Annotated in this window: 20 protein-coding genes and 8 pseudogenes; 10 read left to right on the forward strand and 18 right to left on the reverse strand. The window is 67.1% G+C overall.

Features of this window, described 5'->3' with window-relative positions; all coding sequences use genetic code 11:
* From ABTX78_RS28045 to ABTX78_RS28065, 5 genes and pseudogenes are all read right to left on the reverse strand, one after another.
* A pseudogene (locus ABTX78_RS28045) lies at positions 1-200 on the reverse strand (hypothetical protein); the annotation flags it as partial.
* 857 nt (positions 201-1,057) lie between these two features.
* Positions 1,058-1,504, reverse strand: a complete 447-nt coding sequence (locus ABTX78_RS28050; RefSeq protein WP_352209579.1) for an RHS repeat-associated core domain-containing protein — start codon at positions 1,502-1,504, stop codon at positions 1,058-1,060.
* A 165-nt stretch (positions 1,505-1,669) separates the two neighbouring features.
* Positions 1,670-1,828: a hypothetical protein gene (locus tag ABTX78_RS28055; protein ID WP_352209580.1), complete on the reverse strand. Its 159-nt coding sequence runs from the start codon at positions 1,826-1,828 to the stop codon at positions 1,670-1,672.
* A 121-nt stretch (positions 1,829-1,949) separates the two neighbouring features.
* Positions 1,950-2,601, reverse strand: a pseudogene (locus ABTX78_RS28060) (RHS repeat-associated core domain-containing protein); the annotation flags it as partial.
* A 250-nt stretch (positions 2,602-2,851) separates the two neighbouring features.
* A pseudogene (locus tag ABTX78_RS28065) lies at positions 2,852-3,109 on the reverse strand (NF041680 family putative transposase); the annotation flags it as partial.
* A 344-nt stretch (positions 3,110-3,453) separates the two neighbouring features.
* On the opposite strand from ABTX78_RS28065, the gene ABTX78_RS28070 reads away from it, so the two are divergent.
* Both ABTX78_RS28070 and ABTX78_RS28075 read left to right on the forward strand, forming a co-directional pair.
* On the forward strand, positions 3,454-3,789 hold the full coding sequence (locus tag ABTX78_RS28070) for an ArsR/SmtB family transcription factor (protein WP_352209581.1): 336 nt from the start codon (positions 3,454-3,456) through the stop codon (positions 3,787-3,789).
* Complete coding sequence (locus tag ABTX78_RS28075) at positions 3,786-4,499, forward strand: cation diffusion facilitator family transporter (protein WP_352209679.1); 714 nt, start codon at positions 3,786-3,788, stop codon at positions 4,497-4,499. The genes ABTX78_RS28070 and ABTX78_RS28075 overlap by 4 nt, the downstream gene beginning before the upstream one ends.
* 403 nt (positions 4,500-4,902) lie before the next feature.
* On the opposite strand, the gene ABTX78_RS28080 is transcribed toward ABTX78_RS28075, so the two are convergent.
* Positions 4,903-6,120 (reverse strand): cytochrome P450, encoded by a 1,218-nt coding sequence (locus tag ABTX78_RS28080; protein WP_352209582.1) that lies wholly within the window; start codon positions 6,118-6,120, stop codon positions 4,903-4,905.
* A gap of 356 nt (positions 6,121-6,476) precedes the next feature.
* Here ABTX78_RS28080 and ABTX78_RS28085 point away from each other — a divergent pair, with 356 nt between their 5' ends.
* The 4 genes from ABTX78_RS28085 to ABTX78_RS28100 all read left to right on the forward strand — a co-directional run bounded on the left by ABTX78_RS28085 (position 6,477) and on the right by ABTX78_RS28100 (position 8,320).
* Complete coding sequence (locus ABTX78_RS28085) at positions 6,477-7,457, forward strand: ATP-dependent DNA ligase (protein WP_352209583.1); 981 nt, start codon at positions 6,477-6,479, stop codon at positions 7,455-7,457.
* A 48-nt stretch (positions 7,458-7,505) separates the two neighbouring features.
* Positions 7,506-7,751: a DUF8825 domain-containing protein gene (locus tag ABTX78_RS28090; protein ID WP_352209584.1), complete on the forward strand. Its 246-nt coding sequence runs from the start codon at positions 7,506-7,508 to the stop codon at positions 7,749-7,751.
* On the forward strand, positions 7,751-7,963 hold the full coding sequence (locus ABTX78_RS28095) for a LexA family protein (protein WP_352209585.1): 213 nt from the start codon (positions 7,751-7,753) through the stop codon (positions 7,961-7,963). The genes ABTX78_RS28090 and ABTX78_RS28095 overlap by 1 nt, the downstream gene beginning before the upstream one ends.
* Positions 7,964-8,143: 180 nt before the next feature.
* Positions 8,144-8,320, forward strand: a complete 177-nt coding sequence (locus ABTX78_RS28100) for a DUF6233 domain-containing protein (protein WP_365936749.1) — start codon at positions 8,144-8,146, stop codon at positions 8,318-8,320.
* Here the strand turns inward: ABTX78_RS28100 and ABTX78_RS28105 are convergent.
* A pseudogene (locus ABTX78_RS28105) lies at positions 8,310-8,568 on the reverse strand (hypothetical protein). The gene ABTX78_RS28100 and the pseudogene ABTX78_RS28105 overlap by 11 nt on opposite strands.
* Before the next feature lie 517 nt (positions 8,569-9,085).
* Between ABTX78_RS28105 and ABTX78_RS28110 the strand changes: the two are divergent.
* Positions 9,086-9,472, forward strand: a complete 387-nt coding sequence (locus ABTX78_RS28110) for a hypothetical protein (RefSeq protein ID WP_502993992.1) — start codon at positions 9,086-9,088, stop codon at positions 9,470-9,472.
* 666 nt (positions 9,473-10,138) lie between these two features.
* Positions 10,139-10,693, forward strand: coding sequence for an SUKH-4 family immunity protein (locus ABTX78_RS28115; protein WP_352209588.1), 555 nt, complete (start codon positions 10,139-10,141; stop codon positions 10,691-10,693).
* 392 nt (positions 10,694-11,085) lie between these two features.
* On the opposite strand, the gene ABTX78_RS28120 is transcribed toward ABTX78_RS28115, so the two are convergent.
* Positions 11,086-11,637, reverse strand: coding sequence for an SUKH-4 family immunity protein (locus ABTX78_RS28120; RefSeq protein WP_352209589.1), 552 nt, complete (start codon positions 11,635-11,637; stop codon positions 11,086-11,088).
* Between the two features lie 335 nt (positions 11,638-11,972).
* On the opposite strand from ABTX78_RS28120, the pseudogene ABTX78_RS28125 reads away from it, so the two are divergent.
* Positions 11,973-12,157, forward strand: a pseudogene (locus tag ABTX78_RS28125) (IS5/IS1182 family transposase); the annotation flags it as partial.
* A gap of 149 nt (positions 12,158-12,306) precedes the next feature.
* On the opposite strand, the gene ABTX78_RS28130 reads toward ABTX78_RS28125, so the two are convergent.
* The 10 genes and pseudogenes from ABTX78_RS28130 to ABTX78_RS28175 all read right to left on the reverse strand — a co-directional run bounded on the left by ABTX78_RS28130 (position 12,307) and on the right by ABTX78_RS28175 (position 21,235).
* The gene (locus tag ABTX78_RS28130; RefSeq protein WP_352209590.1) at positions 12,307-12,900 is read right to left on the reverse strand and encodes a hypothetical protein; all 594 of its coding nucleotides are present in this window, start codon (positions 12,898-12,900) and stop codon (positions 12,307-12,309) included.
* A 324-nt stretch (positions 12,901-13,224) separates the two neighbouring features.
* Positions 13,225-13,554, reverse strand: a pseudogene (locus ABTX78_RS28135) (transposase); the annotation flags it as partial.
* A 324-nt stretch (positions 13,555-13,878) separates the two neighbouring features.
* Positions 13,879-14,388, reverse strand: coding sequence for a hypothetical protein (locus ABTX78_RS28140; RefSeq protein WP_352209591.1), 510 nt, complete (start codon positions 14,386-14,388; stop codon positions 13,879-13,881).
* 490 nt (positions 14,389-14,878) lie between these two features.
* Positions 14,879-15,520 (reverse strand): annotated as a pseudogene (locus ABTX78_RS28145) (IS5 family transposase); the annotation flags it as partial.
* Positions 15,521-16,052: 532 nt separating this feature from the next.
* Positions 16,053-16,535 (reverse strand): annotated as a pseudogene (locus ABTX78_RS28150) (helix-turn-helix domain-containing protein); the annotation flags it as partial.
* 40 nt (positions 16,536-16,575) lie between these two features.
* A complete protein-coding gene (locus ABTX78_RS28155; RefSeq protein ID WP_352209592.1) occupies positions 16,576-17,160 on the reverse strand; it encodes an ALF repeat-containing protein in 585 nt (194 codons plus the stop codon).
* Between the two features lie 216 nt (positions 17,161-17,376).
* Positions 17,377-18,606, reverse strand: coding sequence for an alpha/beta hydrolase family protein (locus ABTX78_RS28160; protein ID WP_352209593.1), 1,230 nt, complete (start codon positions 18,604-18,606; stop codon positions 17,377-17,379).
* Positions 18,607-19,298: 692 nt separating this feature from the next.
* Positions 19,299-19,721 carry a GntR family transcriptional regulator gene (locus tag ABTX78_RS28165; protein WP_352209594.1) on the reverse strand — a complete coding sequence of 141 codons (423 nt, stop codon included), beginning with the start codon at positions 19,719-19,721 and terminating at the stop codon, positions 19,299-19,301.
* Positions 19,718-20,251, reverse strand: coding sequence for a hypothetical protein (locus tag ABTX78_RS28170; protein ID WP_352209595.1), 534 nt, complete (start codon positions 20,249-20,251; stop codon positions 19,718-19,720). Before ABTX78_RS28170 ends, ABTX78_RS28165 begins: the two co-directional genes overlap by 4 nt.
* Before the next feature lie 124 nt (positions 20,252-20,375).
* A protein-coding gene (locus ABTX78_RS28175; RefSeq protein ID WP_502993987.1) for an IS5 family transposase occupies positions 20,376-21,235 on the reverse strand; the annotation gives its coding sequence in 2 pieces (ribosomal slippage) (positions 20,376-20,890 and positions 20,890-21,235; 861 coding nt in all).
* Positions 21,236-21,466: 231 nt separating this feature from the next.
* On the opposite strand from ABTX78_RS28175, the gene ABTX78_RS28180 reads away from it, so the two are divergent.
* Positions 21,467-21,901, forward strand: coding sequence for an ester cyclase (locus tag ABTX78_RS28180; protein WP_352209597.1), 435 nt, complete (start codon positions 21,467-21,469; stop codon positions 21,899-21,901).
* Positions 21,902-23,059 lie beyond the last annotated feature (1,158 nt).

Here is a 23,059-nt window from a genome sequence, read left to right on the forward strand (position 1 = left end):
GCCGCCTCCGCCTCGCCCGGTACGGGCTTGGTGGAGCCCACCTTCACCGGCGGCTCGGTGAGCGGCGCCGTCTTCTTTCCCCACACCGATCCCGGCCCCGGATCGGTAGGCGGTGGTGTCGGCGCGGCGAACGCCGGGAGCGCCGAGGCTCCCAGCGCGAGCACGGCAACGGCCGCTGTCAATGAGTGTCTTGCGGACATACGGGCACGCCGGAACGGCGTGCCGGAAGCACGCGAAACCATGCACTTCCCCCCACAGGAAGAGAAACCACAGCGGCCCCCACGGCCACTGGAGCCGCACACGTTTTCACAGTGCGTTCACCGACGGCACGGCGTGCCCGCCAACTCTTCGCACATGCGGGCGAATTTGAGCCTTCCTTACGGGCGCCGAACTGCCCTCAATGTTGCCGTTCGACAACAGTCCAGCCCAAAGATGCAAGAGCCTTCCGCCGACGAAACTGGCCGAAAAAGATGGGCGCATCTTGTGGGTTGGGATGTGGCGCCGCCGTGAGGGAGCTCAAGCCCGGTGAGAGTGAAGCCGTAGGGCCTCTCCCCGCTCGGTAGGCAGGCAGGGCGTTTACGCGAGGTCCTTCGACATGTGTCAGCGGAACCGGCACGGTCCGGCCCGCGGCTACGGAGGAGGTGCTGACACCCCAGGATCCCGCAAAGCAGACCGCTCGCCCCGCCCCCTGCCGATGTCTACCCCGGCTAACGGCGTCGCGACAGAACGAACACTACGGCAGTAAGAAAAACAAGGATGATCAGGGCAATTCCCCACATCGGCAGCCCTGCTGCCGATGTGGGCATGAGCGCCGCAAGGTTCATTCTCGGCCCCGTCCAGAGAGGACAAACCATCCCCCGGCACCGATGAGTACTGCCCCCGCCAGGATGGGAATCGTTGCTCGTCCATTTCCTGCCGAACCATCGCGTAGTCCCATGATGAGCAGCAGAACGCCGCAGCAGAACGCGAGCAGCCCGCCTGCAATCACTACACCTCGGCGCATCGAATCCCTCCCGGAGGAGGGGAGGACACCTTCGCAACGTCCTCCCCCTTGTGTTTAGTTGCTGTAGACGGCGGTTGTGGCACCCGCGGCCACGACGGAGCAGCCAGTAAATCCGGCCCCCAGAGACAACCCGAGTGTTGCGAAGGTCCCGGCCGCGGCTCCAGCCTTGCAGAGCTCCTCGACGCCGAGGCCCATCAGGATGCCCATCTTGGTCGCATTGGCGCCTTGTGTATCTCCACTCAAGGTGTCGGTCACCAGACTGACAGCGTCACCGATTCCGGTAATGCCTCCGAAGCTCAGTGTTCCTTGTGGGTCGATGCGGTTGACGGGGTCGCCTTCGGCGTAGAGGTAGGGGTTCTTCTCCTGGCCGGAGGGGTCGGGGCTGGTGAAGCGGCCGATGTTGGGGTCGTAGTAGCGGGCCGCGTAGTGGTAGAGGCCGGTCGGGTCCTGGAACCCAACCGCGAAGCGGCAGGACTGGCGCCATGCGATGGAGGCTCTCACCGGGCTACACCGAGGAGAGCCTCCAGCACCCTATTTTCTGCGCCCTCGCAACAACCCCGTGAGGGTCGATGCGGTTGACATGAGATTGGCCAAGCCAGACGTACGCGGCCCCAGGGGTACCGTGCAACGAGGTTGACACGCCGTGAAGACGCTGGCCAACTTGTTCTACGGCTGACGCTTCTTGATATCCCCCACGAAAAGAACGGTTGCTAGGGAAATACACACCACCATGCCGAGGATCACCCAACCGCCGCCGATACCTGCGGAAATGAGAAACACCGACAGTATTATTCCGGCGATGGCGAAGAGTGCGGTGAAGAGCATGTATCGCTTTACTACGGCACGCTGTTCCAAAGACCAACCGACTTGAGGCATGTGGACGCTTCCCTTCTTCTTGCTGCATGGGGCCAGAGGTGATGGTTCCTCTGGCCCCTGCGGCAACCACTTAGCCACCGACTGCGTTCGACGCTATTTGGCCCACGCTCCAGGAGATCGCGTGGCGGCCAGCCGCAGCGCCGAGGGACCCACAGCGTTACCGGTGCGGATGCTGCGACTGCCGTTCTACACGCCGCTGCCGTAAGACCCCCCAGAACAACACCTGCGACGTCGCCCCAGAGGGCTCTAGTGTCTCCTTCTGCCAGGTGGCCTACGCCTTGAATGGCGTCGCCGATCGGCAGGGCATCCCACGCTGCGAGTCCTGTGGGGTCGATGCGGTTGACGGGGTCGCCTTCGGCGTAAAGGTAGGGGTTCTTCTCCTGCCCGGAGGGGTCGGGGCTGGTGAAGCGGCCGATGTTGGGGTCGTAGTAGCGGGCCGCGTAGTGGTAGAGGCCGGTCGGGTCCTGGAACCCGCTGGCGAACCGGTAGGGCTGCGGGACGTTTTCGGTCGTAGTGGCGAGGATGCGGACACCGCGAGGGCTGTAGGCGTACGAGTTCACCTTGGCGCCGGTGTCGTCGGTGAGCGCGACGACGGAACCGATCGCGTCGGTGAGGTAGTAGTACGTCTTGCCCCCGGTCGTCATGGAGTTCAGGGTTCCCCCGGGTTCCCGGCTGAAGCCCATGTTCACGCCCGCCGTCGACTTCGCGGCACGAGACTTCGGTGACACGCGGGCAGGTAGCAGGGGACCCGGATGGGGTGTCAAGAGACGCCGCAAGGCGTGGGGGGTCACGCGGGAAGCCGCGTCGCCCCTTGGGCCGGAATCTGCTGCCGACCCCTTCAGGACAATTCGACGTGATCGATGTCGATGGTGACGAGTTCGATATCACGAATGACGACGCCATCCTCTCCCAGCGGATAGACGCGCCGCTTGGTAGGCACCATGATGCCGCCGAATTCCTTGTAGTCGGAGCTGTAGTGGGCGGCCGGTCCGGCGTTGAGGACCTCGGCCGTGTAGTCGTGTCGACGCAGCAGCCCGGTCTCGTCGTACGGCGGACCCGGGCCTGGGTGAGCCGGTCGGAGGTGGTGGGTTTCTCCCAGGGTCGGCGGAGGTCCGCGGCGAGTGGCCGGGCGAGCCGGAGCTGGGTGTAAGCGACGATCAGGATCCAGGTCCACCGGTCCGCTGCCTCGGGAGTACGGAGTTTCGGCGTCGTCCAGCCGAGGGTCTGCTTCGTGTCGACAACCTGCTGCGGGTCGTGGTCCCTCGCGGCGACTTCAGCCGTGCGGACGTGCTCTGACCTTCATGCCAGGGCGGCGTCCATCTGCTCGACGGCCGGCAGTTGGGATGGTGGGCGATGGGCTCGCGGCTGGAAGAGCTGGGCCTGTGACGGCGACCGGTCAGGAACGCCCCTGCAGTTGCTGACGAGCGGCGGCGAGCAGACGCTCCCCGGTCCCTCGACTGACGCCGTAGCGGTCCGCGACCTGGTCGGCGGTAACAGTCCTGCGCTATTACCTTGATCCAGCAGCATCAGGGTTCATGGTTCCATGAATTCAGGTATATCTGTACTCTCATTTCATGCTGACCGTCGCCCCTGAGATCGAGGTGCTGGCCAGGTTCGGCCGTGCACTCGCCGACCCCATCCGCTGCCGCATCCTGCTTGCCCTGCGCAAGGCCCCTGCCTACCCCGCCGACCTAGCCGAGGAGATCGGGATCTCCCGGACCCGGCTCTCGAATCACCTCGCGTGCCTGCGGGACTGCGGCCTGGCCGTGGCGGTCCCCGACGGCCGCCGCACTCGCTATGAACTCGCCGACGAACGCCTCGGCCACGCGCTCGAGGACCTGCGGACCGCCGTGGTGGCCGTCGAGACCGACCGCACTTGCGTGAACGCCGACGAGGGGTGCTGCTGCTGACCGCGATATCCCTCGGTCCATCGCTGGCCCGACGGGACGTCCTGACCCGGCGAATACGACTGCTCGTCGCCGCGACGATCACCTATAACGTGATCGAGGCGGTCGTCGCGCTGACCGCCGGGACGATCGCCTCGTCCACCGCCCTGATCGGCTTCGGGCTCGACTCGATCATCGAGGTCTCCTCCGCCGCGGCGGTCGCCTGGCAGTTCTCAGCCCGCGACCACGCCGCCCGCCAGGCCCGCGAGAAGACCACGCTGCGGATCATCGCCGTCTCCTTCTTCGCCCTCGCCGCGTATGTCGCCGTCGAGTCCGTCCGGGCCCTGGTCGGCGACGGCGAGGCCGAACACTCCGTGGTCGGCATCGTGCTCGCCGCGCTCTCCCTGGCCGTGATGCCGTTCCTGTCCGCCAGCCAGCGCCGCGCGGGCCGTGAACTTGGCTCCGCCTCCGCGGTCGCGGACTCCAAGCAGACCCTGCTGTGCACCTATCTGTCGGCCGTCCTGCTCGTCGGCCTGCTCGCTAACAGCGTCCTCGGCTGGTCCTGGGCCGACCCGATCGCCGCCCTCGTCATCGCCGTGATCGCAGTGAAGGAAGGCCGCGACGCCTGGCAGGGCAAGGGCTGCTGCGCGGTCCCGGCTGCCCCGGCCGCTGGTCTCGCGAGTGCCGAGAGCCACGGTTGCGGGTGCCGCCCGGGCTGCGACTGCTGCAGCTGAACCCCCGCGCCGGTCAGGCGCCGCGGGTTTCAGTCCGACGGTGGCGCGGCGAGCGGAGCGCCCCCACGGATCTCCGCCACATCGCGGGAGCAGCTGCTCCCCCTCAGCCACGGCCGATGGTGCGCTCTCCTCACGCGCCCGTCATCCGTGACGGCGGGAGTAGGGCGACCAACCCAAGTGCCGCCCGGCGGACGGCACACCGGAGGTCAGCCAGGCACCCCTCCCCTCCCCGCCAGCCATCAATACGCGCGCAACGACGAGAGCAGCCGGCGGCAGATCACCCGCCATGTAAACCGCCCACAGATGCCGCGGCGCCTGGTGCTCGATGTCCAACCGGATGGGGCGACCTTCGTAGAGGATTGGGCTCTGGGGCCGTCCTGTCGGGTCGGGGGTTGCCGGTGGGTCAGGTGGCTGCCACGGGCAGGTGGGTGCAGAGTCGTTGGGTGGTGTAGGGGCGCCAGGTGGGTTGGCCGATGAGGCTGAGGTTGGGTAGCTGCGTGTTGAGAGTGGTAAGAGCGGTGGCGAGTTCCATGCGGGCCAGTTGGGCGCCTATGCAGGAGTGGATGCCTTCGCCGAAGGCGATGTGGCGTGTCTGGCCGGTGCGGGCGGGATCGAAGGTGTCGGCGTGGGGGAAGGCGTTCTCGTCGCGGTTCATGGAGGCCAGCAGGAACCGTACGGGTGTGTTGGGCGGGAGCGTGGTGGTGCCGATGACCAGCTCGCGGCGCGTGGTGAGGTTGGCTGAGTTGATGACGTGAGGGCTGCGGTAGCGCAGCGCTTCGGCGACCCACGCGTCGGCGTCCTGCTGCAGCAGGGGTGCGGTGCGGGGGTGCTCGATGAGGGTGAGCATCGCGAGGTCGAGGGCGGCCATGGCGGAGGTGTACGAGCCCAGCCACAGGATCCAGCACAGGCGGGTGATCTCGTCGTCTGGGGCCGTGCCGGCTGCTTCGGCGAGGCGGGCGAAGCCCGATTCGGGGGTGAATCCCCGACGTCGGATGGTGTTTTCCATGTAGGTGTACAGGGCGCGGGAGGCCTCGTCGGCCTCAGCCCATGCGGCCGGGGTGCTCTTGGGGTACAGCGGTGCGAAGAGGCGGGCTGGCATCGCGGCGAGCAGCTCGAAGTCTTCGTCGGGGATCCCGAACACTGTGGCCGCGGCACGCTGGGTGAAGGGCAGGGAGTACATCGCGTGCAGATCGGCTCTGCCCTCGGCGGCCAGCGTCGCGACCAGCTGCTCGGTGAGGCCTTCGGCGGTCCGCTTCATCCGCTCACCGGCCTTCGCAAGCAGGCGCCGGTCGAACGCAGCCCCGGCCACGCGCCGCAGCTCGCCGTGGCGTGGTGGCACGGCCTTGACCAGGGTCTGGTTGAAGGTGTGCAGGGCGAAGGAACGGGTGTCGTCAGCGGATGCGGTGCGCAGATCCGGGTCTCTGAGGTGAATGGCGTCCTCGTAGTGGGAGAGGTAGACGGTGCCGTCCAAATCGGTGTGTACGGGGCGGTTGGCGCGCAACCAGGCGTAAAACGGGTAGGGGTCCTGGAGGCGGTCCGGTTGCGCGAGGGCGTGGAACAGGTCCAGCTCCGAGGAGCCCGGCGATTGGACCGTCGATGCGGCGGTGGCACCTTTCGCCACTGCATCCATCGTCCCGGAGTGAGATTCGTCAGCAGGCACGACAAGAGCCTTTCCGTCCGAGGGCACAAAAAGGCGGTCCTCACCGTGCCGTGGACCGATACTCAGAAACTTAGCAATTTCCTCGATCTCGGACAGGCAGATAGCCAGCCAATCCCGAGCCAGCCAGCGGAGGCCGGTGAGGCATTCCTCGCCGTGGCAGCAAACAGAGCTGCGTCCTTGGCTTCGCCGCCCGCCCCCTAGTGTCGGCGCAGCCCAGCGAAGGGGATCCAACAAGATCTGCCTCGGCACCGCACACGACGGCACCTGCGCTCGAGGCCATTTCGCACCTGACTGACAAGGTCGGGTATGCGAAGAATATGAGGATCGATCCACCGGTGGTGCCGATGGCGGCGCAGGCCCTCGCTCGGCTGCCCGCACCAGGGGTCATGCCCGGGGGCATGGTGTTCGAGCCCAAGTACGACGGCTATCGGCTGCTGGTCTTCGTCCATGGCGGTGAGGTGTTCCTGCAGTCACGAAACCTGCGGGATCTGACGGGTGCGTTCCCTGAGATCGCAGACGCGGCCGTTGCGTTGGGTGAGGACGTCGTCCTGGACGGCGAGGTCGTCATCCATACCGGCGGGCGTCTTGACTTCTCCGCGCTGCAGCAGCGGATGAACCGGCGGCCGGGCACGATCGCCCGGCTGCCCGCTGAGCAGCCGGCGCACTTCATCGCCTTCGACCTGCTGGAACATGCAGGCACGGACATGCTCACCTGGCCCTACGTTGAGCGCCGGGCCGCGCTGGAGTCCTTCTTTCAAGAGCATGACTTGCATGCGCCGTGGCAGCTGACCCCTGCTACGAAGGACCGCCAGCTGGCGGAGCAGTGGCTGACCGAGTGGGGCGGCCTCGGTGTGGAGGGTGTGGTGGCGAAGGGTGCCCAGCAGCCGTACCTGGCCGGGCAGCGCCGGTGGTTCAAGATCCGTGCCCGCGACACCGCGGAAGCGGTCGTGGGCGCGGTCACCGGACCGATCACCCGCCCCAACGCGCTCCTCCTCGGCCGCTACGCACGCAGCGGCCGCCTGAGGCTCGTCGCCCGCACCGCTCCCCTGCCGCTCGCGCTACGGGACGAGATCGGCCGCCTGCTCACACCCGCCGGCCCTGAGAATCCGTGGTGGGGCATGCGGCTGACCGTCGCCTGGGGTAGCCGCGAGCCGTTGTCCTTCACCTGCGTCACCCCGGACCTTGTTGTCGAATTCCTCGGCGACACCGCCATCGACTCCGGCCGCTGGCGCCACAACGTGCGAGCACAACGCATGCGCACCGATCTCTTTCCAAGGGACGTCTCCACCCTCGACTGACTTGCGCGTCGCTCGCCTCGAAAATCGAACACGTGTTGCAATTTGGCTATGGCGCGAACTGTGTTTCCCGATGACCTGGTGCAGGTCCAGAAGGACTGGGACCGAACGTATGCGGCGCTCGCCGCCCCACGGCCGCGGAGCACCACGGTGCTGCGCCGCCGGCTGCTGCGGCTGTCTGCGCGCCTGGTCTGTCATCCGTTCTGGTCGACGGCGGCGGGCCGGTCGCCTGCCGCCCGGGTGGAACTGCACCAGGTCGCCCGCGACCGTGAGAACGAAGAGGAGACGTCGCCGTGATGGATCACCTGAGCGTCCGGCATGAGCGGATCCTCGGCTGCCTCCGGGAGCGGATCGCCGAAACCGGCGAAGGGCCGAACTTCCGGCAGATCGGGCAGCATCTCGGACTGTCGTCCACCTCGTCCGTGGCCTACCAGCTCGGACGGCTCGAAGACCGCGGCCTGATCAGCCGCAGCACCAGCAGCTGGCGCTCGGTCCGCCTCGGCACCTGACCTCGGTCAGGAGCACCAGCGTGTCCGAACCACTCCCTCCCCCGCCGCCCTCACCGCTAGAGCTGCTCTACTTCTTGCGCCGCGTCCAGGTCCAGCAGCTCGCAACCACCGACCGGTGGATCAAAGACGCAGAGCAGCGCCAAGCCGCTCTCGCCGACCGCCGCCCCGTCGCCGGACTGGGTGCTCGAACACAGCGGCAAAGACAAGACACCGATGTACGTCCACGCCGGACCGTGCAACACCCGCCTCCGTACCCGCCAGGACATCACCGCGGCGGAAGCCCGCCGGCTGATCACCGATGGCGTCCGCGCCTGCGTCCTGTGCCGCCCCGACACCGAACTCGGCATCATCGGCTAACCGAGAGGTCAGGCAGCGTCTCCCAGTGATGAGGGCGGCCACCGCGCCATTCCACCCAGCGCGGATCCTCGAGCACCTGCTCCGGATCCATGACACCGGCCGCTTCGAGGAAGACGACCAGGTCGTGGTCGGAGTGGGCAAGGCCGAGGATCTCGTCCCGCCCGTGCCGGTGCAGCGTGCCGGTGCATCGTGACCCGTCGACCGCCACCCGTCGACGGCGGATGGACAACGATCGGCGTGCTACTCATGCCTTCAATCCCCATAGGGCTCAGGCCTGCTTCGCCTTGTTCAGCAGGATCTGGCACGGAACTCATGTAGCAGACGGCCGGACAGGGGGAATCGGGCGAACTGCTCAACCCAAGTCGCCTGGATGGGGGCGCCGGTGTGTGTGGCACCGAAATCTTTACAGACCCCAGCTGCCCGGTGGGCCGTTTGGACCTAGCAAGCCATCCGCGACTGACAGGGAGTATCGCGCCTGTGACCTGCGATTTCGCTTGTTCCTCGGGTCTGTGCGGGGTGGTGTGGGTGTGCCGTTGCACGGGTTTGTGCTGATGGTGAGTTAACGGGAGGCGCGATACCGGATACCCACCGGTGCCAGACATGCCCGGGGGCGTGTTCTTCCATGGGAGGAGTGTCATGCGCAGGTTGTCACAGGCCCGGACCGTCCTGGCCGGAACTGCCGTTGCATTGGTGTGGTTGTCGCCCGCTGCGTGGGCGGGCGGTGCGCCGGCGGGACCGGGGCCCTCGAACGTGCGCGTGAGCCCGATGCAGGTGCATCAGGGCGCGACGCTGCAGGTCACTGCCTCGGGCTGCACCACCGGTGGCACGGTCACCTCCGCGGCGTTCCCAACCGTGACGCTGCCTGCCGGGGCGACCACGACGGCCACCGCGCGGGTGAATAACGGTGCCACACCCGGCACCCACACGTCGACAGTACGGTGCGGCAGCCGGACTGCGAATGCCTCGTTCACCGTGCTGGTCGGCGCCGGGGCCCAGGGCGGTTTCGGCGGCAGCCAAATGCCCGGCACCATGACGACCATCGCCGGCGGTGCCTTGGCGGCACTGGGCGCCTGCACCGGAGCCTTCCTGATCACCCGCCGCCATCGCACCGAGCGCACGGCGGCAACCCGCACTGGGCACGGCCACGCCTGAACCGGGAGCGGCCAACCGCGTCGGGCCGTATGCCCGCACCCCATGTGACGTGTGCTTCCGGGTTGCGAGACGAGCACCAACCCGGAACCACACCCCACCATGACAACAACGACTTCCCTCGGCTCGTCCAAGCCGACGGCGTCCTCAGCAGTGACCACCCAGTGGGCCGCCGCACCACTCGCCGCGTTGACCGCAACGGACTGAGCCGTGTCGGCGATCACTCAGGACACACGCGCAGCGTCACGGACGTCGAGCGGATGCCAGACGAGCACCCGAGGCCCTGCCGGGCCGGGATGAGAACGTCGCTGACGTCGTGAAGCCAGCCGCGGTGTCCTGCCGGATCTTTCGGTGCCCAGGAAGCCACTGCCTCCGAGGATCAGGACCATCATGGACCGACACGGTAGCGACGCGGGGCGGACAAAGCCCCTGTCGCATCGAATGGCTGCCGAGGCTGTGGCTCTGCATCTCGGGCGACCGTAGCCGAAGCCGCGAGAGTTTGCATCGATTGGCGGCCGTTGCCGCACCGGGAAGACGCCGGACCTTGACGCGGCAGCCTGCTGAAGTACCCGACCCGCGCGGATGGATAGGCTCGTCTAGATCAGTCAGATGCGGGGAGGAGTTCGTCCATCAGACTCCGCATTCGCCCGCCGGCCACTTCGGGCTAGCATGAACTTCGTCGTTTCACCGGACGAGGTGCGCATCGCCTTCGGGCTGACCGGCGTCGTCTACCTCCCCCGTTACCGCGCTACGCACAACCGACTGAACGACTACGCCGCGCTCTTGCTGAGCAGCGTTGGCCTGCCGGACACCGAGTGGTTCATGTCCAAGGCCAGCCTCCGCGCCGGTAACTCCGTCAACCTCAGCGAGTGGTACGCCGACAGGGGCACGGTGCCTAAGGAGTGCAACGACTGGCTCGTGCTCGGCATGTTCGCCGACACCACCCTTGCGCTCACCCCCGACACAGGCACGGTCTATGCCCTCGGCGACGGCGAGACACACCTCGTCTACACGGCAATCCATCGTGACGTCGAATCGCTCGTCTACGCCCTGACCAAGTTCCAGATGCTCCAGCAGCGGTTGGAAGACGGCGAGGATGGAGACACGGAAGGGCGCGTCGACGCACTACGCGCCGAGATTGCCGATTTCGACGCTCTGCCCTTCGAGGACGAGGACTCGCAATGGCACTTGACCTTCGAAGAAGTCATCGACGGCATCTGGTAATTCGATCGAGCAACGTACGGCGCGAGATCTCGCCCAGGAACATGTAGCTGGGTGCGAACAGTTGAGCCCGGGGGTAGCGGAGAAGCGCGGAGCGTCCGTTGACGGCGAGGACAGGTCGGCTGGACAGCCAGCCGTCGGGCCTTGCCGGGCAGGAGCCGCAACACGGCGGTGAGCATGTCGACGCCCACCAGCACCGCGGCCCCGGTTCGCTCGTTCCGCAGACGGCAGAGGTGAATTCGGTCGTCCGCCGCTCCTCATCTGGACATCACCACCGCCGGCACGTACGTCGAGCGGTCGAACCCGTGCTGCTCGGCGTCGCCGCCCTCGCGGTACGCGCAGCTTGCCACTAGAGCAGGAACCGCCGCAGTCCGCCATTGTCCTCGCTGGCCTTGTCACCACATGCCGTGCTCCAGTTCTTCCAGTGACAGATTCCACTGTGAGTCTTCGTCGGAGAACGGTGTGGGATCGAAAGCGCCGACTACCCGCTTGAAGCGTGTTGAGAGCTCCTCCGGCTCCACGTCGTTGTCGTGATCGACCTCGAGCTTCCTGAACTCGATCAGGGCGTACACGAGGAACTCGACATCGCGGTGGAGCGGGATGCAGTCAGTGGTTCCTTCCGGAAAGGCGTACACGTGGCCCGACTTCGGGTCGAGCACTACGAGGGAAGTGAAAAGGTAACCGAGCATCCACCATGACCTGCTCTCCGGCGGGCAGAGAATGCCGTCCTGGTCGAAACGGCTCCCCAGTGTGATCGCATCTGTGCCAGCCTCGTAGGGGTCTTCGACGTCCGTACGGGAGGTGAAGACGTCGAAATCGGGAAGACCCACCGAACTGAGGAAGTTGGCCGCGCGCGGGTCGAAGTCGGCAACTGCGTCCTGAGGAAAGTAGATCACGTCCTCCAGGCCGTAGGACTGCACCAGTTGAGCGGAAGTAACCGAGTTCACACCTTCACCTTATGGGGCTATTTCTTTCCGTGGGCTGTTACCCAGTAAAGGACCCGCCGACCGACAGCAGTTGCTCTGAGGGGGTTGCTCTACAGCACACAAGTACAGCAACCGGCGCGACCGCTGGTGACCCTCGCCAACTGTAAGCAGTCACCAGAGCGGCCGAGTGGACCTCAGTGACAGCCCCGCCGATAGTTCGCATCTAGGGGGCGCTCTGACATCTATTGAGCTCTTTCCAACCTGGCCTGGATGCTGACCAGTTGGGCTGACAGCGCAGCGAAGCCCCTGGTAGATGGGTTTTCGACCAAGAGAACCGTCTCCACCAGAGGCTTCGCATGCTTGTCTACCCGTTCCGGGATCGACGTGTCCAGCTCCACCCTGCGCTTCTTGTCCGCCCGGCTGCGGGCGCATCGCCCGGCAATGCGGCACCCGCTGGCGTCGGCTGCCTGCCAGCCGGCAGGCCCTGCTGACCCTGGCCCACCTGCGGTGCGGCCACACCTATGCGCAGCACGCCTCCGGCTCGTGCGGTCGGGCACTGGTCCGTGTGACAAACAGTGGCCCGATGGGCACGTGCCCGGATCACCGGTCCCGGCGCCATCCGGCACGGCACTGCATCGCCCATGGGGCGACGGGAGCCGTTTACGGTCCGTGCAGGGGTCTTCGTCCGGTTCAGCGGGAGAGCTGCCAGTTCGGCATAGCCAGGTGCGGGGCCAGGGTGCGGTAGCGCTGCCACATGCCGTGGAGTTGCTGGGCGGGGCGCTGCTGCTCGCCGTGCAGGGCGTTGAGGATGAGGAGGCCACCGGTCAGGGCCGGCACGATCCACTGGACGCAGGCGAGCTGGCGCTCGGCCTTGCCGGTGTCGAGAGGATGCCTCGCCGATTTCTCCGCGTCACTGGGTTCGTCGGAGGATGCGAGCTCGATCTTCTTGCCCAGCACGCGGGAGTAGGCGGTGGCGCCGAGTGCGGCTCCGGTGAGGACCGTCTTGGCGATGGTCGAAGCGGCGACGCCCTGCTGGGTGGCGACGCGGGCGGCATTGGCAGCCAGCAGTCCGCTCGAGCCAACCAGATGGACGCCGATCGCCACGGCATTGACCGGCGTCCAGATCGCCCACCCGGCACTCGCAATCCTGGCCCCCTGCTCCCAGCTTCCCCCCTGAGCCTTAGCCGCGCCATTGAGGCCGACCGCGCCCATCAGGGAACCGCCGAACCAGGCGGCGAGCCCTACATCGTGAAGGCTGCGCAGAACCGTGTTGCGTTCAGACATACGTTCGCTCCTCGAGGACGGGCGGTACGGGGCGCCGACAGTGCCGTCGGCGCCACATCACCGTTACCCCCAAGGCCGCCTCTTGCCATCCTGATTGACCCGAACGGTCCGCCCAGCACCTCCGCCGCTACTCTCGTCGCCACGGAATGCCCCTCCCCCAACAGGTGTACGTTCCGAACGACCCTGCGCACGCGTCACCGAGCAGGCCCTCAGCGCCTGACCGCGTTTGCGCAGGTCCCACGGCCGGGTGTTGTCGGTCGCTCGTTCCAGGCTCCGCACCATGAGCTCAGCCGCGTTCGATCCGCACGACTTCCCCCAAGATCTCCTCGACGCCCAGCGGCGGATGTCGGCGCTCTTGTGGGCGGACAGGTTGTCCAGGATCACGTAGATTGGGGCGCCGTCGGGCCGGGCGGCGCGGATCGACTTCAGCGCGGCCAGCGTGTTCACGGCACCCTTCTTGCGGCGGTTGACGCCCCACATGCGGTCGTCGCCCACCGAGTAGCAGCCGTGGAAGTATCGGACGCCGTGGGTGCGGTGGTAGGTGGCGGGCAGCCGGTCGGGACGCCCCTGCTCAGCCCAGCCCGAGCCCGCGGTGGGCCTAATCCCGAGCGGGCCGAACTCGTCGAACGCGAAGACGCGGTCCGGGAAGCGGTCCCCTACGAACGACCGGATCTTCAACCTGCTGGTCGAGAATCCGCCGTCGAAGCTGTCCCTCAGCGTGTACGGGGCGACCTCCGAAACGTACGACGGGCTCACCCGCAGACGCGGTGCTTTCTCAGCTCCCTTGGGAGGCCCTCTCGTGCCACTCCAGCCGGCCGGGCCGGACGGTTCGGGCATCTGGTGTGGTGGGATGCCGCGGAGGAAGGGCCCGGCACCGGATTCGTTCTGGTCGTGACCCCGGCGAGGCGGCCGCCGCCGGTGTTCAGCGCTCAGGCAGCAAGGAGCCGTGAGACGACGCCCGCGACCGCAAGCGTGGTCTCACGGACCCCTGCGTGCAGGCCGCGGGCTGGACCCATGGCGATGTGGTCGTGAGCCGCAGTGGACGCGCTGTGCGCCGCCGTTGAAGGGCTGGTTGTCTCCCGGCTTGCGGTTGAGCCCGCCTCGGACGTCGATGCACGCTCCGCGGGCGGAGACGTAGACGGGGCCGGCGTAGTAGCGGTAGTTCGCGCTGTTGCCGTCGCAGGAGCGGCCCGGTGCGCCGCTGGCCCGCTCGATGCACACCCAGATGTGGCCGGCCTTGCCCGCGAGGGAGGCGTTGGGGCGGGTGATCGCGCAGTTCTTGCCTGCCGCGCGGGAGTAGTAGACGTCGACACGGCCGGCGGTGCCTTCCCAGGCGCGGGTGACCGGGTAGGAGCCGACCTTGCTGTAGCCGCTGCCGCACGAGCCGACCGGGGCGGCGCTCGCCGCTTGGGGCATGGCGAGCAGGCCCGCCGAGATGGCGGTTGCGGCGGTGGCGACCGCGGTGATGCGGCGGGTGATGGTGCTCATGTGTCCTCCGTGAGGGTCGGCGGCCGGATAGTCCGGGGCCGCTCGGCTCGGGCGGCACACCCCGGGAAACGGGGTGGCGCGGCAAGCCTGGAGGCGCACATGGGGGACGTGGCTGCTCGTCGCCGCCCCGTCCCGCCTGCTGCTTCGGCGAGACGCAGGCGCGTTCCGGAGGACGGGAACCGGTTGGGGAACAGCCATGTCGGCCCGTTCTTGACAGGTCGGTTTCGGAAGCGGCCGGCTTGGCCATTCGGTGAGTCGGAGTCGGTGCGCTTGGGCGTGTCCGAGGGGCGAGAACCGGGGCTCGATGCCAAGGAGAGCGACGACCTACGAATCAACGGCCCGCCGGCTGAGCCCACGTCGAGCCCGCGTCGGGCTCACGCAGGAATGCCCCCACTACGCTCCGGCAATCCTTCCCTCCGGCGTGGTACGCCCGGTGTTCATCTGCCGCGCAGCACGGTGAACGCGTTCGGCGGCGGCCTTACTGATCGTTTCAGAATGACTTTCGAAGGCGACGGAGACAGATGATGCTGCAGACGAGTTCGAGCAGGCTCTGATCGAGGTCGGCGCGTCGCTCGTAGCGGGCGCGGAGGCGCTTGAACTGGTGCAAACAGGCGAAGGCGCGCTCGACGACCCAGCGCACCTTGCCCAGTCCGGAGCCGTGGGCGACACCGCGCCGGGCGATCAGCGGTTTGATGCCGCGCTTCCACAGCAGGCGGCGGTACTTGTCGAAGTCGTAGCCGCGGTCGGCGTACAACCGCCGGGGCTTGCGGCGGGGACGTCCACATAGGCCCCGGATCGGCGGGATCGCGTCCAGCAGCGGCAGGAGTTGGGTGACGTCATGGCGGTTGCCGCCGGTGAGTGCCACAGCGAGCGGGGTTCCGTGGCGGTCGACGATCAGGTGGTGCTTGGAGCCGGGGCGGGCGCGGTCGACGGGCGAGGGACCGACATGAGATCCCCCTTTGAGGGCCCGGACGTGTGAACCGTCGACTGCGCAGTCGTTCAGGTTCAGCAGTTTCGCGCGGCGCAGTTCGGTCAGCAAGGCGGCGTGCAGGCGGGGCCAGACGCCGGCCACGGTCCAGTCCCGCAGCCGGCGCCAGGCCGTCACACCGGAGCAGCCCACCGTCTCCGCCGGGTGGGCGAAGGCGTCGTCCGGCAGCGGCCAGGCGTCGCCCTCCACGATCGTGCCGTCCTTCCGTGCCCACGGCATCCTGTCGGAGGCGATCGCAGCCCCGGGGTGCAGCACGGAGAGGTCCAGCATCTCGGCGTCCGCGTCGTTGTCATCCGGGCGCAGGAAGTGCATCACGATGACGGCGCAGGGGTCCTTCTCCTGCAGCTCGTCGATCTTGTCCTGGGTTAGTGGTTCGCCGTTGAGCTCCATCGCCGAGGCGTCCTCCACCCCCCACCGCGCGAGCCGGTCCTTGCGGAAGACCTCCGCGCCCACGGTGCTGGAGCACGCACCGTAGGGATGGGCCTCGACGGTGATCGGCAGACCGCGTTCCTGTGCCTCCGAGACGAGTTCCACGCAGGCCTTGATGTCCCGGCCCGCGACGCTGTTGAGGTGACAGATGTGCATGTGCGCGCCGGTCGCCGCGGCGAGGGAGATGAGTTCGCCGAGCCCTTCGAAGCCGCTGTCCGGCTCCTGGACGGAGAGGTAGCGGATGTGGGTGAAGGTCGGACCCCCTACTTGGTGGATCGAGGGCGGGCCTCGGTACGCGATGTCGCTGGCCGGCATCAAGGAGGACGAGGCCGCAGAGCACCCAGTCGAAGCAGTTGCGGGAGGACGCGGCGACCTTGCGGTCGCGGACCGGGACCAGGGTTCTGTCCACGATCCACAACCGTTCGACATCCGCGACAGGCCGCGGCGCCGGCTCCAGCGCGAGGAGCGGCCGCAGGCGATGGATGACCCAGCAGACGGTGGCCGGTGAGATTCCGAAGAGCGGGGCGAGCTGGCGCATCGTGAGGTTGGTGCGGTAGTAGACGGCCACCAGCAGGACCCGGTCCGCCAGCGTCAGGCACCACGGGCGCCCTCCACCGGGACCGTTTCCTCCCCGCTCCCGTAGTACCTTCACCAACTTCTCGAACCGGCCCATTCGCAAGCCGGTGAACGTCTCCACCCACAATGACTCAGCCCGCAACACCCCGTCCATACAGGAGGAATGCCCTGTCCCAGGCGTTCGGCAACAACCTTTAGCGGGCCTCGTACTGGCCGGTCTCCAGGAAGTAGCGCAGTGCCTCGGGGGTGTTGTCGTCAAGGGCCGCGCCGGCTGCCGCGCGTAGAGCGTCGCTGATGTCGGGGTCGGCGAGGATGCGGGCGACGGCGACGCGGTCGTCCTCGGCCTGAGCGATCCGGTAACCGGTCTCCAGCCAGGCACGTGTGGCTTCGGGATCGCTGGTGTCGAGGAGTTGGTTGACTTCGGCCGTGACGCGCCTTCCGCTGTCGGGATCGGCAAGGATCCTGGCGAGAGCGACGCGGTCGTCCTCGGCCTGAGCGATCCGGTAACCGGTCTCCAGCCAGGCGCGCATCTCCTCGACCGTTCCACCGTCCAAGAGGGCATTGGCCTCTCGTGTCACACGGCGGCCGCAGTCGGGATCGGCAAGGATGCGGGCTATGGCCACGCGCAGGTCGTCGATGTCCATGTCGTCGTAAAGCGAGCCGGCCACGGTGACCGGGGCCGGCGCCGAGGGTGAAGTAGCGAGGGCCGGTGTGGAGAGCAGCAACGCCGGAGCCAATGCTCCAGCAGCTGCGGCGAGGGCCCAGCGGGAGGAACGCATCAGGTCAACCACCTTTGTATGGGATTCGAGGGGCGCGAGTAAGGGTTTCAGAAGCGGGCCATCCCGCGCATTGCCGGCGTCAGGCAACACACGCTCCCGTTTCGTTGCCGAAGGTCGGCTGCTCTCGGTGCCGCCCACCGTCCGTGCTGTGGGCAGGCACTGCGGGCGGACTCGCCAGGCACCAACGTTCACGGCTTGCAGGTGTTGTTCACGGGGTCAGTTGATGAAGCGGATGTCCGGGTGGGAGGGGGAGGGGCCGTTCAGCAGGTCCTGTGGCCGGCCGCACAGGTGCTGGTCGAAGAATGCGGCGATGTAGGCGCGTTGGGCTGCGGTGCTGCGGTGGGCGTCCACGGTACCGATGTACTGCTCGCGGAGCGGGGCCGGAATGTCCAGCCGTGCGTCCAGGGCGGCGACGAACGATTGCGCGTCCGTGTAGCTGAAGTGGCTGCCCCGGTCCAGGCTCAGGTCCCGCTTCCAGCCGGTCGAGTGATTCCACAGGGACTGCCAGGACGGCTTGTTGAGATGGGTCTGGTTGGTCTTGCCCATCAGCATGAACGGGCGGTCCAGGCCCTGACGTGCCACAGGAAGGAAGTCTTCGTCGTTGAACTGGAGCGTGCCGTCCAGATTGATGCCGGCGTCGATGCGACGGTCCTCGTGCATGGTCTGTGCGGCGGTGGCTCCCCCGCCGGAGTGCCCGAACATGCCGAGCCGCTCCAGATCCAGCATCTTGCCCAGGTGCTTGGGCAGCCGACGTTCCTCCGCGTCGGGGTTGCGGCCCTGGTGCAGCAGAGCCAGCTGGTCGAGGACGAACCTGGTGTCTCTTACCCGGGTGTCCATCACTTTCTTCAGATCCTCGGTTCCCGACATCGGTTTGTGAAGCTCGACCCGTCCTTCGGGGAACTCGACGGCGGGAGTTTCGTAGGTATGGTCCATGGTGACCACGATGTAACCGCGGCTGGCCAGATCGATCACCGTCGAGGTGCCCAGCGTCCGGGAGACTTCCAAGCCCGGTGAGTACACCACGACGGGGCGCCGCCCGGCACGGTTTTCGACGGGGGCGTTCACGGTCGCCTGTGTGCGGACACCGGCCCAGTCCACCACTCCGGGCGCGGCCAGGTCGAAGGAGCCTGATTCGTCGACCTGGCGGGCCACCCCGGCAGGCATGTACGGCTGAACCGGATGTCCGACGGTGTGGCGCGCCGGGTACCAGACGCTCACCATCAGCTCCCGCTCTTTGTCTGCCGCCCAAGGGTCGCGACGTTCACGGTCTACGAGGTGCAGCTCAGTCGTCCCGACCGGATGTCTCCCCGTCGCCTCAGGCAACGCGAAGCGCACACCCGCCTGTGCGGGCGGGGGAGGCTGAGCAGCAGCGGCTGCGGCGGCCCCCGAGGTGACGGCCAGGCACAGCACGAGGGAAGTATGGGCAAGCGCCCGTTGGATTCGCATGGCACTCACCGTGCGTCTGTGCAGCCTCCCGGAGCATCGCCCTGTAGGAGGACACTTCCCCGACTTCGCCCGTATCAACTCCTCTCGCTCCTCTCGGGGTTGTTGCGCATCTGAATCGGCGGCGGGGGTACGGACCGTGGCAGACTTACGGGGTGATCATCAGGGTGGCGGTCGAGGCCGACTTCGCAGGCTTGCTTCAGCTCGCGGGTCAGGTGGAGGAGTGGTTCGGGCCCATGGTCGAGGAAGAGGGATTCCACGAGGCCCTGCGCACACACCTGCGGCGCGGCACCGCATTGGTCGCCCTCACTACCGAGCCCGATCCGTCGGCCACATGGATTGTGCCCCGGGCCAGGCGGCGCCGATGCCGTCCGGCGGCACCGAGAACCTGCCGCCCGCCCAGGTGGTCCATTGCAGCGGCGTCCAGTGTGCTGGTCACCGGGGTGACTGCGCATGAGCATGTCCTTCCGCGCGGCGTCGGCCCGTCGACACACGAAGACGCAAGCAGAGGATCTGCGATCCGCTGAACAAGGAGAGGTGATGACGCAGGCAGAGTTCACCCGAGCGTGGAGACGGATGGGCCCAGGTCTCCGGGGCGCGGCCGCCAGCAGCCGCAGGGCAAGCCTACCGAGGCCGCCAAGCAGAACCCGGGAACGACACCCCGACACGGCCCGCGTACGGGGTGCATGTCCCGTTCATGGTGTTCCAGCCGCGCTCAGCATCTCCAGCAGCCTGGCCTGCCCGGCTGCGAGCTCCTCGATCCGGCGGGACAGTTCGAGGAACTCGACGCTCGGCATGACCCTCCCGGGGGCAGTCGTGTCAGCCCGGTCTTGGTCGGGAGTGGTGGCGGGGAGGGGGTCGGCGACGAACGACCATTTCCCCTGCATCGTGTGGGCCAGTCCCTCTTCCTCAAGGACCCGCACCGCGGAGCGAACCGTCATGTCGGCGACCTGGTGATAGTCACGCAGGAAGCGCATTGAGGGAATCTGCTCGCCCGGCTTGAACTGCCCGGAGCGGATCTGCTCGCGCAGGTCGTCCGCGATCAGCTGGTAGAGGCATCTCCGGCGGCCACCCCTCGCCACCAGATGGGGCAGGGACCCCCCGGATGTGGGCGTCACGACTGCTGCCCCCCTTCAACATCGGTGGTGGCGCGCCTGGGTAGCCGCTTGATCTGATCGGCGACCTGAGTGATCTCCTTTTCACCGTAGGCGGTGCGCACGCTCGAGAACTTGTATCCCGAAGCCTGGGCCAGCTCCTCGAGCTTGTAGCGGCGCGGAGGGTAGAACTCCCTCGCGTAGGCCAGGATTTGGCGAATTCGTGCGTCCGCCTGCTGCTTCTTCCCCCACTCTTCCCGCAGGGCCAGGATGAGCGGATCCTCCTCCATGCCGTGACTGGCGGCTTCGAGGTCTTCGGCATACTCCCGGCGATCCCGCTCGATCTGGTCGCAGATCTCGACGAAGTGATCGTCATCGTCATCCGGGTCGGGGAGGTCGCCCTCGAGCGGCTCGCACGAGTCGTGGATGTGCTGGTTGGCGTCTTCCGCGTCGCCTTCCGGGTCGCCCTGCTGGCGGGTCGCGACCGGACCGGTCACAGGAACGGGCACGGGCAACGGGTGCGCGATGGCAGCGAGTTCACTCAGCTGATGCATGTTGCGATGGTCGCAATGAATTGCGAAATTCGCAAGAGTTGGGTGTGGTCGAAGTGCCCCTGGCCCCCGGGGTTGATCCCGCAGTCGGGGGCCGGGCCAGGCCGACTCGTTCTAGGGTCCGTCTTCAAACTGATCTTGCCCAGAGTAGGAATGAGGCGAGACTGACCGCTGCCTCGTAGGAGGTGGCGGTCTTGTCGTATCTGGTGGCGATGCCGCGGAAGCTTTTGAGTCGATTGAAGCAGCGCTCGACGACGTTGCGTCGACGGTAGATCTGCCGGTCGAATGCAGGTGGCCGGCCGCCGCGGCGGCCGCGGCCCAGACGGTGATGCTTCTGGTCGGACTTCTCCGGGACGGTGCAGGCGATTCCGCGTTTGCGCAGGTAGGCGCGGAAACCGCGGGAGCTGTATGCCTTGTCGGCGACGACCTGGTCGGGTTTGCAACGGGGTCGGCCAAGCCCGATGCGCGGGACGCGGATGCGTTCCAGGAGGGCGCGCGCGCAGGTGCTGTCGTGGCGTTGGCCGGGTGTCAGCAGGACGGCGAGGGGGCGGCCGCGGCCGTCGCAGGCGAGGTGGATTTTGGTGGTCAGTCCGCCTCGGGATCGGCCGAGGGCGTGATCGTCCGGTTCGTCCGGCCGATGGATCCCCCTTTTCGGCCGGTGGCGGCGGAGTGCTGGTGGGCGCGGACGATGGTGGAGTCGATCTGGACGAGCCAGTCGATGTCGCCGACGGCGTCCGCGCCGGCCTGGATCTGCTGGAGTGCTCGGGTGAACACGCCGTCCAACGCGTAGCGGCGAAAGCGGGTGTAGACCGTCTGCCATGGTCCGTAGCGTTCCGGCAGGTCACGCCAGGAGACTCCGGTCCGGATCTTGTAGACCATGCCGTTGATGACCTGCCGGTCCGGCACTCGCGGTCGCCCCGTTGCCGCACGCGGTATGAGCGGAGCGAGTAACTCCCACTCCAGGTCAGTGAGTTCATGACGGCGCATCACCCGACCATGATCCACCAACCTGATGATCTTTGAAGACGGACCCTAGTGCCGCATCAGGCAAAGTTCGCCCTGTTGTCGGCGTGACGAGTTACGCGCATGGCTGCTTTCGGGTGATCGCACACAGAAGCCCGGCGCGGCGGCAGTGTCGCCCCGTGGCCGGGCGGGTCATGCTTCCGGTCGGCTACGCCGGTTCCTCCGGCGGTGCAACACCACGCGCAGAGGAGCCCGGTGTCGAGCGAAGACAACAAGAGGTTGGTTCGCCGCTTCTACGCGGAGATCGACAAGGGCAACGTGGAGGCCATGGACGATCTCGTGGCCGAGGACTACGTGGACCACTCCCCGCCACCGTTTCCAGGACTCGGGGCCGGTCGCGAGGGGCTCAAACAGGCCTTCCGCCTCTTCTGGGAGGCCACTCCCGGGACCCATGAGATCGAAGACCAGATCGCGGAGGGCGACAAAGTGGTGACCCGGATGACGGCCCGTGGAGTGCATGAAAGGGATCTTCCCGGTATTTCCGCCACCGGTAACCAGCTCACGATGACGGCGACAGTGATGCACCGCATCGAAAACGGCAGGCTCGCCGAGAAGTGGTCGGACAAGGACCTTCTCGGATTCCTCCAGCAGCTCGGCGTCATCCCGCCACCCGGCGGGACGCCGGGATAGTCCTGGCGGCACCCATGAGGACCCGCCAGGCAGGTTGCCGGATGGCGTCCGCCTCCAGGGCGAACCTTGCCTGATGCGGCACTAGCGACGTCGTTTGTCGATGGGTTTGGGAGGTGCCCTGTTCCACGGATGGGTGATGTCGACGAGTTTGGGAGGCAAATCCAGGGCTCTCGCGCTCCGCCCATGCCGCGGTAAACGCGGTGGTGGATGGTCAGGTCCTGACGCGAGCCGCAGCGTGCGCATGCGCCGCCGTCGCGGTCGTAGACGATGGCGCGCACCACATCGGTGGGTCCGGTTCGCCGTCGTGCCACAGCACTGGTCTCCTCGCCTGCCCCGGGCGTCGGACCGCTGTAGCGCGGCCCAGGTGATCACGACCGAGGCGAGGCGGGGAGAGTGAACGGCGGCCGCGCCTTACGTCGCGCGCCGGTTCCTGGGGTCGCCAGCGGCAGAAACCTGGTTAGAAACCTGGTTGGAAGAACTGGATTTTCCTGTGATCCATAGCGTGGAAAATCGGGTGGGCCGCATCGGGACGTGCGGGAAGGGCGAGCGCGTCCGTGCCGGTCGCAGCTCAGGATGGCGCCGCTATATGCGGATTCCTAGAAGGTTTCCCCGTCACCTTTCGCGCCCTGACCTGCAACGATTCCAGAAAAGGCAGGTTGCTTTACCCAGTTACAGCGGACCAAACTTTGTGCTCGGGACGTCATTCGACGGCCACCATTCCGAGGGGGAATTCATGGAGATCATCATGTCCGCTGCCATTGCGGGTATCGCGACAGTCGTCGCCGCCTGGATCGGTCGGCGTGGCGGGCCGGGGGCGTGACTCGATCACTCTCACCCCATTCTCGACGATCCGCTCCGTCACCGGGTCTACCGTCCATAGACTCCGCGCACATGGAGTCCGAAGTCGTAGCAGCACTCATCGGTGCGCCCGCAGTTCTGATCACCGGTGCCGCAGCCTGGGCGGCCGGTCGAGTGCAGGGGCGCAACACATACCGCGGCTCCGTCGACGCCGTGCGCCGTGCGGCTCAACGGGATGCATATGCCGATCTGTACCGCACAGCGCAGAGCTTCATCACCGTCGCTCGTTCACATCGAACTGACACAAGCCACAGGGATGCCAAAAGGGCAGCGCTGAATACCCTCGAGCTTGCGGTGGGC

The organism is Streptomyces sp. NPDC096193 (genome assembly GCF_040302905.1).
Lineage (GTDB): Bacteria > Actinomycetota > Actinomycetes > Streptomycetales > Streptomycetaceae > Streptomyces.